Consider the following 14,290-nt stretch of genomic DNA (forward strand, 5'->3'; position numbering starts at 1 on the left):
GCGCTTTTATTAGCGTCCTGTTTATCAATCCTTGTTACCTGCGGGTAACCGGTTCCGACCAGCGGAAACGGGCAGCTTAAGCTGTCCCACTACCATGTCGTCAGACTAAACGATCGGTTTATCCGATGGTTTTTGTCTGCGTTTCTGTTCTGAACTGAGGTTACCTATGTCATCACGCGATACGCTTCGTACTACCCGGCTTGAATCCATTTTTCAGACGGCGGTGAGCGATTTTGCCGTCGCCGATAGCGCTGTGCCCGCCATTGCGCCAGCCGCCACGCAAAGTCTGAGCCTTCCTTTCGCCACGCCGGGCCAGAGCCTGCCGATCACTACGCTCTCCACCGAGTCACTGCATAGCAGCCCGCTCAACGACAGCACACTGGCTGTCAGCGCGGTGAAAAGTTCGCCGCCCGCTATGCTGCGACCCTATGAACCGATCGCCAGTGATGGCGTGATCGCCGGCTGGGAAGCGCAAAAGCCGGTGCATCTGCGCGGCCGTGCGGAAGGAGAAGCGGGCTCCACCGTCACGCTGACCTTCAACGATCAAAGCTGGCACAGCACCGTCAATAAGTGGGGCTACTGGAACGCCTCCATGCCGGCTGATACGCTGAAAGGCGTAGCGGATGGCAATCACACGCTGACGCTGACCATTACCGATAAAGCAGGGCAAAGCACGGCAACCACCGTAGATTTTGGTCTCTATACCGACCGCACGATCAAACCTACCCTGACCGTGGACACGGTCAGTGGTGACAACGCGGTGAGTATTGCTGAGAGCATTTATGGCGTTGAGATCAGCGGCAGCGCAACGCACTTGCCGGTGGGGTCGGTGCTGAAACTGACGCTGGGGACGCAAACCACCACCGCCAGCATGGGAAATGACGGTAAGTGGTATGGCACATTTCATGAAAGCGATATGCAGGCGCTGAAAGACGGGGTCTACAGCCTGAAAGTCACGGCGACTGATCCCAATGGAAAAACCGCCACCGAATATCACGATCTGACGCTGATCACCCATCTGAGTAGCCTGCCAAAAATTACCTTTGATAAGGTCACTGCGGACGATGTGATAAACCTGGCAGAAAGCCAGCAGGATCTGCTACTGAGCGGCACGCTCTCCACCGTCATGCCGGGCCATCGCCTGGTGATCACGGGTGCCAACCAGAAAGATTATGCCGCCACCATAGGCGATGATGGACACTGGCAGGTGGTGATCCCGGCAGCGGATGTGCACGCCTTTATCAACGTTGGGGAAATCCGCGCCTGGTCGATCGACGGGGCCAAAAACTACATCGACGTCACGCATGAGCTGAATATCCACACCGGTTTTATTCCGATCTACACCGAAATGGATATCGGCGGTGACATGACGCTTAACTATCAGGAGGCGCAGCACGATCTGAGCTTCTACGTTGAAGGCGCCAACACCCTGGAGATCAACGGTAAAACCTACCAGCCCGATGCCAAAGGTATGGTAACACTGACCTCCAGCGAGCTGCTGGCACTGCCGGATGGCCCGGTCGCCGCCACCTTTCACCGCTGGGATGAATATGGCAACAGCGACACCCAGACCAGCGATAAACTCTTTACCGTAGCCGTGCACCAGCGGCCAACGCTGACCCTGGACACGGCTTTTGGTGATAACAAAATTGATGCTGCCGATGTCAACAGCTGGCATCTGATTCAGGGCAGCTCCAGTCATCTGCAACCGGGCAGCCTGGTGGAATTAACGCTGGGCGATCAGCACTACAGCGCCAGTGTAAAAGCCGATGGCGGCTGGGCGCTGACCATTCTGGCCGGGCAGCTGGCACCGCTGGACGATGGTGAGTACCAGATGACAGTCAGCGGCAAAGACAGCGCCGGTAATCTGGCCAGTGCCAGCCAGACGGTACAGGTGGCCTCACATACCGAAAGTGCCAACCCGCTGGAGGGTCAGACGGTGGACCAGTTGCTGGAGACGGTCAGCCTGACCCAGCAGGCGGAGACGGCGCACGTGGCGCAGGCATCTTCTGCCGCCGCCGCACCGCAGGAAAGTCATCTGTTCTCTGATATTCCTTATACGCTCGCCGACCACCTGCTGCAGCATCCTGCGGCACACCCCCTGGTCTGACGCTGACACATTAGTAAACACACTGCCTTCCGGACAGGTCTGTTAAGCCTGTCTGGATTGGCGCGAGCTCGCTCAGTGGTTGCTTTTCGTTCGTTCAGCAGAAATATTAACGATTTCATCTGTTTTTAGCAGGAATAAGCGCGGGATCTGATCTAATAATGTTAAAGGTCGTTTAGCGTCTCGCTTGCGAACCATAAATAAAATAACGCAGTGAATCTGTCAGACGCTGAGTAGCACCCCTTTTTGCTCGCTTTGTTCACCAGGAAAAACACCATGATGATAAGAACCCCTGTTGGTATGGATAATGAACAAAGCGCGATTAACTTTTTTGTTGTGCGCCCTGAGTGGCGTTGCAGTGCACGCGGCCTTTGCCGCACCGTTACCTAAAGCCGAATTTAACTGGCGCGCCGCGCCCACCGAAGAGCAGATTGCCAGCTTAACCCTGCGTGACGCCATTCTTCGGGCCTTTGCCCGCAATCCGAAAATCTCGGAAGCGGCGGCACAGATCCACATCGGTGAGGGGGATCTTGATGCCGCCCGCAGCGCCTGGTATCCGCAGATCTCACTGCAGGGCGCGGCGGGACGCTCTCATCAGACCGACTCCGCCGGGAGCCTGAACAACAACGGCTCCGGTGGCATCACGCTCAGCCAGCTGCTCTACGACTTTGGCCGCACCGGCAGCGCCATCGATGAGCAGCACGCGCTGTCGGATGCTTATCGTTACAGCCTGTTCGACTCCATGACCACCGTGGCGGAAGATACGCTGCAGGCCTACCTCGAAGTCAAACGTTATCAGGCGCTGGCAGAAACGGCGCATACCAATATCGCCTCGCTGAAGCGCGTGCGGGATATTGCGAAACTGCGCGCCGATGCCGGCCTCAATTCCCAGTCCGACGTGCTGCAGGCAGAAACCCGCATCGCCGCCATGCAGGCCACGCTGGAGCAATATCGTGCCCAGCATCGTTCCGCCACCGCGCAACTGACCGTGCTGACCGGCGTGGTCCCCGCCACGCTGCCTGAACTGCCACAGGCGCTGCTTAAGCAGCAGATCACCCTCGACAAAATCGCCTATGAAAGCAGCGCGGCAGTGCGCAGCGCGCAGTCGAAACAGGAAGCCGCTCGTGAACGGGTGCGCCAGGCAGAGTCCGGTCACTGGCCGACGATTAAAGTGCAGGCGGGCCGGACCCGCTATGAAAACGATCGTCAATCTTACTGGGATGATGAAGTGCAGCTGCAGGTGGAAGCACCGCTTTATCAGGGCGGCCTGGTGAATGCGAAAACCCAGTCAGCGGAGGGCGATCGTGAAGCGGCGCAGGCCGCTATTCAGCAGGCTAAGCTCGCCATCAATCAAAACGCCTCTACCGCCTATGCCGACATGATTGGCGCGCAGCAGCGGCAGGCTGCCGGGGAAGTGCAGCTGGCCAGCGCCGACCATACCCGTAATGTCTACGCCGATGAATATCGCCTGAGTAAGCGCAGCCTGAACGATCTGCTTAGCGTGGAACAGGATGTGTTTCAGGCTGACAGCTCACGTATCACCGCGCTTTACGATGGCTGGGACGCCACCGTGCGTTATGCCGCCGCGGTAGACAATCTGCTCGATATCATGGGTATCGATCGCCAGCAAAGCAGCGGCGATCTCCTTCCTTCGCTGCAATAGCGATAAGGCATTAATAATGAGTACATCAACCCTGAATACCGATAACTGGATTGCCGCCATGCTGCGCGTAGCCGCGCGATTCGGTAAACCTGCCGATGGCAAAACCCTGCGTCAGCAGATGCGCTGGTTTGAACATCTGCCGGTGTCACAGCAGCTGGAACGACTCTCCGGCCTGCTGGGACTGCATCTGACCATGGTGCCGCAGAACAAACTGCGCTGGCGTCAGGAGATCACCCCGGTGGTGCTGGTGCTGGAGAATGCCAGCGTGGCGGTGCTGGAGAGCATCGATTCAGACAACAGCGCGCGCTACTGGCTCAGTGAAGGTGGCGATGTGGTGCGTGAAAGCGCGTTATCAGAACTGCTGGCACGCGCCCAGGGCGATGTCGGCGTGATTGGCGTAGCGGCGCGTGGCCGTGATGCGCGCATCGACGAATTCGTTCAGCCTTATGAGCCACACTGGTTCTGGAAAAATTTTCGCGGTATGGGCCGCCGTATCACGGAAATTTCGCTGGCCTCGGTGATCAGTAATGTGCTGGCGCTGGCCGGTATTCTCTTTTCGATGCAGGTCTACGATCGGGTCATTCCGGCCCAGTCGCAGTCTACGCTGTGGGTACTGTTTGTCGGCGTGCTGATCGCTGCGGCCATTGAGTATCTGATCCGGCTGATGCGGACCCAGGTGTCAGACTTAATGGGCAAACGCATCGACCTGAAAGTCTCGGCCATGCTGTTTGCCCGGGCGATGAGCATACGTAATGAGGCGCGTCCGAAATCGACCGGTTCGTTTATCTCGCAGCTGCGTGAGATCGACCAGGTGCGTGAGCTGCTCACCTCGACCACGGTAGGCGCAGCGGCCGATCTGCCGTTTGTTATCCTGTTCCTGTTTATTATGTCGTTTGTTGGCGGCTGGCTGGTGCTGATTCCGCTGGCGGCGATCCCGCTGATCGTCATTCCCGGTCTGCTGGTGCAGATCCCGATGGCGCGGCTGGCCAAAGAGGGGCTGCGCGAGGGCGCGCTGCGCAATGCGGTGCTGGTAGAGACCATTGAAGGGATTGAGGATATCAAGGCGCTGCAGGCGGAACCCTATTTTCAGCGTCAGTGGGAGCAGACGCACGAAGTCAGCGCCTCAATCAGTAACCAGCAGCGGTTGTGGGGCGCGCGTCTCACCGGCTGGGCCTCGACTGTGCAGCAGCTCACCTATGCGGGCATGCTGGTATTTGGTGTCTATCTGGTGCTCGATTCGCAAATCACCACCGGTACGCTGGTCGCCTGCAGCCTGCTCTCATCACGCACCATCGCCCCGCTGATGCAGCTGACCATGGTCTTCTCGCGCTGGCAGCATGCCAAAATGGCGATGAAAGGGCTGGATGAGTTGCTGAAGAAGCCGCTTGATCAGCCTGAGGCGACCACGCTGGCACACTGCCCGACGCTCACCGGCCAGTACGATCTGCGCAATGTGCATTACAGCTATGACGAAGAGAATGAAAAGAATGTGCTCAACGTTCAGCAGCTGCAGATTAAGCCCGGTGAGAAGATTGCCATTCTGGGCAAAGTCGGCGCAGGGAAATCGACGCTGCTGAAGATCCTCGCCGGTCAGGCGCTGGCGACTCAGGGCAAAGTGATTGTCGATGGCGTCGATATTGAGCGTATCGATCCCACCGATTTACGTCGTCAGCTCGGCTGGCTGTCGCACGACTCCCGCCTCTTTTTTGGCACGCTGCGGCAGAATCTGATGCTGGGCAATCCCCATGCCAGCGAACAGGAAATGCTGCAGGCGCTGCGCATCAGCGGCGCGCTGTCGCTGGTCCAGCAGGATGCCGCCAGCCTGGACCGCATTATCAATGAAGGCGGGCGCGGACTTTCGGGCGGCCAGCGTCAGATGGTGATGCTGAGCCGGTTGATCCTGCGTCAGCCGCAGGTGGTGTTGCTGGATGAACCCACCGCGGCGATGGATGAACAGCTGGAGGAGCATGTGATCCGTCAGCTACAGGGCTGGATCAGCGGCCGGACGCTGGTGCTGGTGACGCACCGTCCGGCGCTGCTGAAGATGGTCGATCGTATTGTGGTGATGGATAACGGCCGGATTGTGGCCGACGGCCCGCGCGACGAGATCCTGCGCCGCGCGACGACACCCGCGCCGGCACCGTCGCCAGGTAAAGGAGACACCGCATGAGTCTGGTTATTGTTGATAAAGATCTTGCCCGTCATGAACGCCGGACATCGGCGATTATCTGGCTCTGCACCGCCGCGCTGGCGATTTTTCTCATCTGGGCGCACTTTGCCATTCTGGATGAGGTCACGGTCGGCACCGGTAAAGTCACCCCTTCCAGCCGCGCGCAGGTGATCGACAGCCTGGATGGCGGCATCGTCAAACAGCTTAACGTGCATGAGGGCGACATTGTCGAAAAAGGGCAGGTGCTGGCGACTCTCGATCCGACGCGCTTCCAGTCGAACTTCGGCGAGGCGCAGGCCAAAGTGCGCACGCTACGCGCCTCGTCCGAGCGGCTGGAGGCGGAGCTGTCGGGCACGCCGCTGACATTCAGCGCCGAAACGCTGAAGGAGCCGAACCTGGTGACGCGCGAACGGCAGCTCTACGAGTCGCGACGCCGTAATCTCACCGAAACCATCAGTAATCTGCAGCAGTCGCTGCGACTGGTACAGGATGAACTGCGCCTGACGGAACCGCTGGTTGCCAAAGGCGCAGCAGGGCAGGTCGAGGTGATTCGACTGCGTCGTCAGGTCAGCGATTTGCGCGGCAAAATCGATGAGGCGCGCAATGACTATCTGGTGCGCGCTCACGAAGAGCAGGTAAAAAATAATGCCGAACTGGATGCGCAACTGCAGGTTGCTGCAGGCAAAGAGGATCAGCTGACGCGTGCCACGCTCTATTCACCGGTGCGCGGCATTGTTAAAGATATTCAGGTCACCACGGTCGGTGGGGTACTGGAGCCTGGCGGTAAACTGATGGAAATCGTCCCGCTGGAGGATCAACTGCTGATTGAGACGCGCATCAATCCACGCGATATCGCTTATATCCGGCCCGGTCTGGCGGCTACCGTCAAAGTGACCGCCTATGACTCCTCCATCTATGGCGATCTGCACGGCGAAGTTGAAACGGTCTCGCCAGATACCCTGCAGGATGAGGTAAAACGTGATCAATATTACTATCGTGTTTATGTTCGTACCCAGAAAGCCGAGCTGACTAACCGTGCCGGACGAAAATTCCCGATTGTGCCCGGTATGGTGGCCAATGTAGAGATTAAAACCGGTCAGAAATCGGTTATGGATTATCTGATTAAGCCCCTGAATAAAGTCAAAGAATCGATGCGTGAGCGCTGAAAATCCGCACCAGCTTAAATATCCGCCTGCTTAATTACGGTGATAAATTAACATGGCGGATATTTGGGCAGCCAGGGCGCAAAGTGTGCGTATTTTAACAATATGTGCGGAAACAGGCCGTAGTTAATTTAACCCGGTTAAGAAAGTTTACGAAGATATAACGCAACGGTAAATAGCAGGCAAAAAAATGCCGGACAACTTGTCCGGCGGGAAATAATAAGTTGTACATCTCATTCGGGGAGAATGAAGGTAATAATGGAATAAATGATGATAGCGGGGTCTATTCTATTACCAGATGCCGTATAAGTTTTATCATTCAGTGCTTCGGAATACTCTTATGTAACCTGTTGATAACATAGCTCTCTGAATCGGTTTATCGATTTGTGCGCCATTTTTTATCGATCCGTGCTGGTTATTAGTTCCCCGTTGTTTACATTATGAAATAACTGTTTCGACGTATGAAACACTTTTGGAAATTTAGTAGCATTTTCCTGGTGGATTATTGCCCGTTATAAAACAACAATGGCCTGCCGGCTGAATTTTTAATCATTCAGTTAGCAGTGGCAAATAATAAAGGCACATAACAGAGGGTAATAAAATGAAACGTCGCGTTCTCTCCCTGATGATCCCTGCGTTGCTGGTTGCAGCAGGATCAGCAAACGCAGCTGAAATCTATAACAAAGACGGCAACAAATTAGATCTCTTTGGTAAAGTTGACGGTCTGCACTATTTCTCTGATAACGATGGTTCTGATGGCGATCAGTCTTACGTTCGCTTCGGCTTCAAAGGCGAAACCGAAATCAGCAATGAGCTGACCGGTTACGGCCAGTGGGAATACCAGGCGGCGCTGAACAACGCCGAGTCTGAAGGTACGGCTGACAGCTTCACCCGTGTTGGCTTTGCCGGTGTGAAATTTGGTGATGCAGGTTCGTTCGACTACGGTCGTAACTACGGCGTAGCTTACGACATCGGTGCATGGACCGACGTGCTGCCAGAGTTCGGCGGCGACACCTACGGCGCAGATAACTTTATGTATCAGCGCGGTAACGGCATGGCGACCTACCGTAACAATAACTTCTTCGGTCTGGTGGATGGCTGGAACTTTGCAGTCCAGTATCAGGGCAAGAATGGCAACAGCACCGAGTCTCCGAATGGCCGTGACGTACTAGGTCAGAACGGCGACGGCTGGGGTCTGAGCACAACTTATGATCTGGGTTCAGGTTTCGGCATTGGTGCGGCTGCTTTCCAGTCTGACCGTACCAACGACCAGAACAGCGCAACATCAGGCATCCTCGGGAGTGGCGATAAAGCGGAAGTCTATACTGGCGGTCTGAAATATGACGCGAACAACGTCTATCTGGCGGCTATGTACTCACGCTCGTACAATGCGACCCGCTTCGGCGACAGCACCAATGACTCTTCAGCTTATGGCTATGCGGATAAAGCGGACAACTGGGAACTGGTTGCGCAGTATCAGTTCGACTTTGGCCTGCGTCCATCCCTGGCGTACGTCACCTCACGCGGCACCGATGTTCAGAACTGGGGTAAACAGAATCTGAAAAAATATATCGACGTTGGCGCGACCTACTACTTCAACAAAAACATGTCCACCTATGTTGATTACCAGATCAACCTGCTGGACGACAACGCTTTCACCGACGCAGCCGGTATCAATACCGACGACGTGGTGGCACTGGGTCTGGTTTACCAGTTCTGAGTTGTACGGGAGCGCAGTTACCGCTGCGCTCCTGCGTTACCTTTCGGGATGAGCGCTTCAGCCTTTCGCCACTTGGTGGCTTCCGGCGCGGTTGTCACTGACGACACCACGCTGCCGAATCGCGCGCCTTCAAATGCCACGCCTGCCAGGGTGAAGGCTGAAAAGCTCAGCCAGTGATGCCATGCTGACTGCCACTTCTGTGAATTTTTCATTCTGCACCTCTCAGAGATAAACACTGTTTCAACAGTGCAGAATTCATGCCAGCTTTACCGCTCTCACAGCCACAGACCTCGCGCGCACTTTGGTACACTTGCCGCGCGCGTCAGGGCGATCTTGCCCCAATCAGGTGCAGTGAAGCCTGTTATTGGCGCGGGCGTGAGGGTGTCATGTGACGATGACGACGCTGATGCAAGACTTTATAGCTACTGAAGATAAACAGCCCCAGGGCAATGACGAGAATCAGATAGATCATCTGCCGCTCCTTACTTTGGTTAACGTTAGTCGCCTGATGAAAGGCGCATACAGGGTAGATGACCGGTGAATACTGATAGGTTTCAGAGAAATATTCAACTCTCTTTAAGCGTCTTTACCCGAAGTTTATGCTTTGTAGCAGAGCTGAATAAAGTGTTACAAGTGAGGAAAGATGCGTTCTCAGATTAATCTGCTGTTTATAGCGATGTTAGCGTTGATGTTAACGGCCTGTGATAAGCCAGCGACCACATCCGCGCTGGTGCTGGAAGGAAAAACCATGGGAACCGTCTGGCGGGTAAGCCTGGCCGGTGTGGCGAGTGAGCGCAGAGCGGAACTGCAACAGCGGATTCAGCAGCAGCTGGATGCGGACGATGCGGAACTCTCTACCTGGAAGCCAGACTCCGCCTTATCGCGCTTTAACCAAAGCCGTGACCTGTCACCGCAGCCGGTGAGTGAAAACATGGCAGATATTGTCACGACCTCACTGCGGATTGGCCGTAAAACCGGCGGGGCGATGGATATTACCATCGGGCCACTGGTCAACTTATGGGGCTTTGGCCCGACGAAGCAGCCCGGCCATACGCCGGATGCGGCACAAATCGCCGCCGCCCGGGCGCAGACCGGATTGCAGCATCTGCGGGTGGTGCAGGGCGCAGACGGACAGTGGCTGCAGAAAGATCTGCCAGGTCTCTATGTCGATCTCTCGACGGTGGGCGAGGGCTTCGCCACCGATCATCTGGCGCGACTGATGGAGCAGCTCGGCATCAATAACTATCTGGTGTCTGTGGGTGGCGCCGTGCTGAGCCGTGGCCTTAATGCGCAGCAGCAGCCGTGGCGGGTGGCGATTCAGAAACCGACCGATCGTGAGAATGCGGTTCAGGCGCGCGTTAATCTGCAGGGACACGGCATCAGTACCTCCGGCAGCTATCGTAACTATTATGAACTGGACGGCAAACGCATTTCTCATGTGATCGATCCCGTTACCGGACGGCCAATTGAGCATAAACTGGTTTCCGCCACGGTGATCGCCACCACGGCGCTGGAAGCCGATGGCTGGGATACCGGACTGATGGTACTTGGCACAGAAAAAGCCCAGGCGCTGGCGATTGAACAGCATCTGGCGGTCTATCTGATCAGCAAGCAGGGCGATAAATTTGTCAGCTGGATGTCGCCGCAGTTCGCTGCTTTCCTGATCCCCGCTGAATCCGGAGAACCCTGATGTTAGATCTGTTTAGTGAAGAGCAACCCTGGCAGGAGACGCTGGCTGAGGGCGCGGTGATCCTGCGGCGTCGCGCACGTGAGGATGCAGAGGCGCTTTATCAGCAAATAATGGCAATTGCGGAGCAGAATCCGTTTGCCCATCGCATTACGCCCGGTGGCCATCGCATGTCGGTGGCGATGACCAACTGTGGCGATTTCGGCTGGTCGGTGGATTCACGCGGCTACCAGTATCAGCAGCAGGACAACATGAACGGGCGTAAATGGCCGGCTATGCCGCCGCTGTTTCGTACTCTGGCGCAGCAGGCGGCGACTGAGGCGGGATTTTCTGGCTTTAATCCGGATGCCTGCCTGCTTAATCGCTATGAGCCGGGCGCGAAGCTGACGCTGCATCAGGATAAAGATGAGAAAGATCTGCGTCAGCCTATCGTTTCGGTGTCGCTGGGTTTACCGGCGGTCTTTCAGTTTGGCGGCTTCGAGCGGGGCGACAGTACCCAGCGTGTGCTGCTGGAACATGGCGACATTGTGGTGTGGGGCGGGCCGTCGCGCCTGCGTTACCACGGCATCCTGCCACTTAAGCCAGGCGTTCATCCGCTGGTGGGTGCCTGGCGTTATAACCTGACGTTTCGACGCGCTTTCTGACCCACCACGCCGGTTACGGCGTGGTACGAATAACTATTGCTATCATTTTGCATCCCATTACACTGCAGGCTGTTTTTTGACTGCTGGATTGCCTGCATGACGTTGCTAAGCGTTGTTTTTCGCCAGTTCCGCTGGCCTTTTATCGGGGTGATTGCGCTCACGTTGTTAAGCGCCGTGCTGGGTATCGGCATGATCGCCTTTATCAATCGCGAAATGATTGTCGCCATCAACACCTCATTTGCGGTACTGCCGCAGTTTCTGTTGCAGCTGGTGGTGCTGATGGCGGTGACGCTGGCCTCGCAGCTGGCGCTGACCATGCTTGGCCATCAGTTTGTCTGGCGACTGCGCGGCGAATTTATCAAGCGTATCCTCGATACCCGCATTGAACGCATCGAGCAACTCGGCAGTGCGCAGCTGCTGGCGGGCCTGACCAGCGACGTGCGGGCCATTACTCTGGCCTTTGTACGCCTGCCGGAGCTCTTTCAGGGCGTGATTATTACGCTTGGCTCAGCGATCTATCTCGCGTGGCTGTCGCCTAAAATGCTGCTGGTAACCAGTGTCTGGCTGGGTGTCACGCTGGTTGGCGGCTGGCTGCTGGTCTCGCGGGTTTACCAGCACATGGCAAAGCTGCGGGAAATCGAAGATAACCTCTATCGTGATTATCAGACGGTAATTGAAGGGCGCAAAGAGCTACAGCTTAACCGCTCACGCGCTCAGCAGGTTTACGACACGGTTTATCAGGAAGATGCCCGCGCCTGGCGACACCACATTGTCCGCGCCGATACTTATCATCTCAGTGCGGTCAACTGGTCAAATATCATGACGTTAGGCGCTATCGGCATGGTCTTTTTTATGGCCAACAGCCTGGGCTGGGCCAATACCGCCGTCGCCGCCACCTTTTCCCTGACGCTGCTGTTTTTACGCACGCCGCTGCTCTCCGCGGTGGGCGCGTTACCGACGTTGCTCAGTGCCCAGGTCGCATTCCGTAAGCTCAATGCCTTTGACCTCGCTCCTTATCAGTCAGGATTCCACTCCGCCTCCACGTCCTCAGACTGGCAAACGCTGGAGTTGCGCGACGTCTCTTTTCACTATGGTGATAACGGCTTCCAGGTCGGGCCGGTTAACCTGACGCTGCGCCGGGGCGAACTGGTCTTTCTGATTGGCGGCAACGGCAGCGGGAAATCGACGCTGGCGATGCTGCTGACCGGGCTGTATCAGCCTCAGTCCGGCACGCTGCTGCTGGATGACAAGCCGATAACGGCGGATGAGCTTGATGTGTGGCGCAGTCAGTTCTCGGCGGTCTTTACCGACTTACATCTGTTTGACCGGTTAATGGGGCGGGAAGGGATTGCGGCCAATCCGGCGCTGGTTCAGCTCTGGCTGGAGAGACTGAAGATGCAGGATAAGCTGAAGATTGAAGGCGACAAAGTGCTGAATCTGCAGCTTTCTAAAGGACAGAGTAAGCGACTGGCACTGCTGCTGGCGGTGGCAGAAGAGCGCGATGTGCTGCTACTGGATGAGTGGGCGGCGGATCAGGACCCTCACTTCCGGCGTATCTTCTATCGCGAGCTGCTGCCGTGGCTACAGCAGGCGGGTAAAACGGTGTTTGCCATCAGCCATGACGATCACTACTTCATTCATGCCGATCGGCTGCTGGAGATGCGTGAAGGCAAGTTGACGGAGCTGACCGGTAATGAGCGCGATCTTGCCACGCTCGACTCGGTAAAACGCACCGACACCGGGCTTTAACGGCAGCTGGCAAAGCTTAGCAAAAAAGCGTAGTGGCATGCTTCGCCTGAACCAGGCTACGTTAGCGATCAGCAGAAACTCCGGTTTCTGCCATTCTGAACCTTTTCTTTCGTCTGTGTTACCCCCGGCTAAACCGCAAAGTTTAAACGCGTATTGTTTAGCCGGTTTTTTTAAAGCCGATGTGTGATTAGCGTGATTACCTGAGTATCCCGCCACACAAAGCTCGCCTCCAGTAACGTTCCCATCGCAAAACACCCGCTGAAGTCCTGAGTCAGTCGCAACGTCGCCCGCTGCTGCGCGAAATCTACCGACACCAGTTCCGCATCCGGAAAGTCCATCGGCTGAAGCAGTTGCGGCCAGATGGCTTTGTAAACGCTCTCTTTGAGTGAGAAGAGCAGGGTAGCGGCAGCGCGAAAAGAGACGGGCAGCGTCCGTAACAGGTGCTGTTCCTGCTCGTTCATCAGCAACTCAGCCGTTTCATGCGCCGTCGTCTCCGACATGAACTGCTCGACATCCACCCCAACAGCGCAGGGCTGACGGGTTGCCGCTACCACAACGATGCCTGCACTGTGCGACAGTGACGCCTGAATGCCAGCGGGCCAGCAGGGGGATCGATCGGCTGCATTAGTCAGAATGAAATCAGCAATACCCAGTTCTGCCATCACTGACCGGACCAGCAGACGGCTGGCGAGGTATTCAGCACGCCGTTTACTGACAGCCTGCTGCAGTCGGGCAGGCAGCGGAATATCCCATTCGACAGCCAGCCCATCATGATACTTTTGCGGATCGAAGTGACTCACCGCCAGCAAAGGATCGCTGTGGTTAAGGTGCCGGGAAAGGATAAAGCCGCCTGCAACAGGCGGCAGCGGCAGGTCGGGATAGCGCATGCGGGACCATCATCAAAACCAAAAAGGCATTAAATCAGGCGCGATGGATCAGGGCAAGCAGCCCGCCGGAATCAGTCGTTGGGAGGAATGGCAAAACTCTTCAGAGAAACAACGAAATGGTGGTGACCCCTGCTGATGCGTGCACCTCGGTCGCACCAGTGGCTTGCCAGACGAAAGAAATCGTCGCTGCCAATGTCATACGCCAGTTCCACTTTGCTAATGCCTGAATGCAGCAACGCTTCTGCATCCTTCAGGCTTTTCGCTTTGATCGCCATAAAAATTATCCGTCAATTTCTGGGGATTTCAGGGTAGGCATTTTCTGTGACATTTTTGTTTCAGTTTGATGAATAAGCGCAGCCGGTAGCCGATTTTGTGAAGCAGATCAGATTATAATGCAACTGTTAACCTGCTGATTGTAAGAGGAATGTTAACTGCCACACGGGACTATTCTGAATGTTAAACGGAGAGGTAAGCTGAGATAGAAAGGCCGCGTCAGACGC

At 56.1% G+C, this 14,290-nt stretch carries 12 protein-coding genes; 8 read left to right on the top strand and 4 right to left on the bottom strand.

The window, feature by feature from the left end; translation table 11 throughout:
• Window positions 1–166 precede the first annotated feature (166 nt).
• The 5 genes from ACX8ZY_RS06910 (at window position 167) to ompC (ending at window position 8,823) form a co-directional block, all read left to right on the top strand.
• Window positions 167–2,110, top strand: a complete 1,944-nt coding sequence (locus ACX8ZY_RS06910) for an Ig-like domain-containing protein (protein ID WP_172608381.1) — start codon at window positions 167–169, stop codon at window positions 2,108–2,110.
• A gap of 304 nt (window positions 2,111–2,414) precedes the next feature.
• Window positions 2,415–3,770, top strand: a complete 1,356-nt coding sequence (locus ACX8ZY_RS06915) for a TolC family outer membrane protein (protein ID WP_010248373.1) — start codon at window positions 2,415–2,417, stop codon at window positions 3,768–3,770.
• Between the two features lie 16 nt (window positions 3,771–3,786).
• A complete protein-coding gene (locus ACX8ZY_RS06920) occupies window positions 3,787–5,940 on the top strand; it encodes a type I secretion system permease/ATPase (RefSeq protein WP_010671026.1) in 2,154 nt (717 codons plus the stop codon).
• Window positions 5,937–7,106, top strand: coding sequence for an HlyD family efflux transporter periplasmic adaptor subunit (locus tag ACX8ZY_RS06925; RefSeq protein ID WP_010248368.1), 1,170 nt, complete (start codon window positions 5,937–5,939; stop codon window positions 7,104–7,106). The genes ACX8ZY_RS06920 and ACX8ZY_RS06925 overlap by 4 nt, the downstream gene beginning before the upstream one ends.
• Before the next feature lie 598 nt (window positions 7,107–7,704).
• Entirely contained in the window at window positions 7,705–8,823 is a 1,119-nt protein-coding gene (gene ompC, locus ACX8ZY_RS06930; RefSeq protein WP_031292696.1) for a porin OmpC, read from the top strand.
• A gap of 17 nt (window positions 8,824–8,840) precedes the next feature.
• On the opposite strand, the gene ACX8ZY_RS06935 is transcribed toward ompC, so the two are convergent.
• Together ACX8ZY_RS06935 and ACX8ZY_RS06940 are read right to left on the bottom strand one after the other, a co-directional pair.
• Window positions 8,841–9,035: a hypothetical protein gene (locus ACX8ZY_RS06935; RefSeq protein ID WP_421665304.1), complete on the bottom strand. Its 195-nt coding sequence runs from the start codon at window positions 9,033–9,035 to the stop codon at window positions 8,841–8,843.
• A gap of 149 nt (window positions 9,036–9,184) precedes the next feature.
• The gene (locus ACX8ZY_RS06940) at window positions 9,185–9,295 is read right to left on the bottom strand and encodes a hypothetical protein (RefSeq protein ID WP_010248361.1); all 111 of its coding nucleotides are present in this window, start codon (window positions 9,293–9,295) and stop codon (window positions 9,185–9,187) included.
• Between the two features lie 171 nt (window positions 9,296–9,466).
• Here ACX8ZY_RS06940 and apbE point away from each other — a divergent pair, with 171 nt between their 5' ends.
• The 3 genes from apbE (at window position 9,467) to ACX8ZY_RS06955 (ending at window position 12,903) form a co-directional block, all read left to right on the top strand.
• On the top strand, window positions 9,467–10,513 hold the full coding sequence (gene apbE, locus ACX8ZY_RS06945; RefSeq protein ID WP_033788219.1) for an FAD:protein FMN transferase ApbE: 1,047 nt from the start codon (window positions 9,467–9,469) through the stop codon (window positions 10,511–10,513).
• A complete protein-coding gene (gene alkB / locus ACX8ZY_RS06950) occupies window positions 10,513–11,154 on the top strand; it encodes a DNA oxidative demethylase AlkB (protein ID WP_421665305.1) in 642 nt (213 codons plus the stop codon). Before apbE ends, alkB begins: the two co-directional genes overlap by 1 nt.
• 96 nt (window positions 11,155–11,250) lie before the next feature.
• A complete protein-coding gene (locus ACX8ZY_RS06955) occupies window positions 11,251–12,903 on the top strand; it encodes a multidrug ABC transporter permease/ATP-binding protein (protein WP_421665306.1) in 1,653 nt (550 codons plus the stop codon).
• A 170-nt stretch (window positions 12,904–13,073) separates the two neighbouring features.
• On the opposite strand, the gene ACX8ZY_RS06960 is transcribed toward ACX8ZY_RS06955, so the two are convergent.
• Complete coding sequence (locus ACX8ZY_RS06960; RefSeq protein WP_421665307.1) at window positions 13,074–13,790, bottom strand: 4'-phosphopantetheinyl transferase family protein; 717 nt, start codon at window positions 13,788–13,790, stop codon at window positions 13,074–13,076.
• Window positions 13,791–13,861: 71 nt separating this feature from the next.
• Window positions 13,862–14,065 (bottom strand): hypothetical protein, encoded by a 204-nt coding sequence (locus ACX8ZY_RS06965; protein WP_003854174.1) that lies wholly within the window; start codon window positions 14,063–14,065, stop codon window positions 13,862–13,864.
• Between the last annotated feature and the right edge of the window lie 225 nt (window positions 14,066–14,290).

This window comes from Pantoea sp. XAF26B01_ASV70 (genome assembly GCF_054512635.1).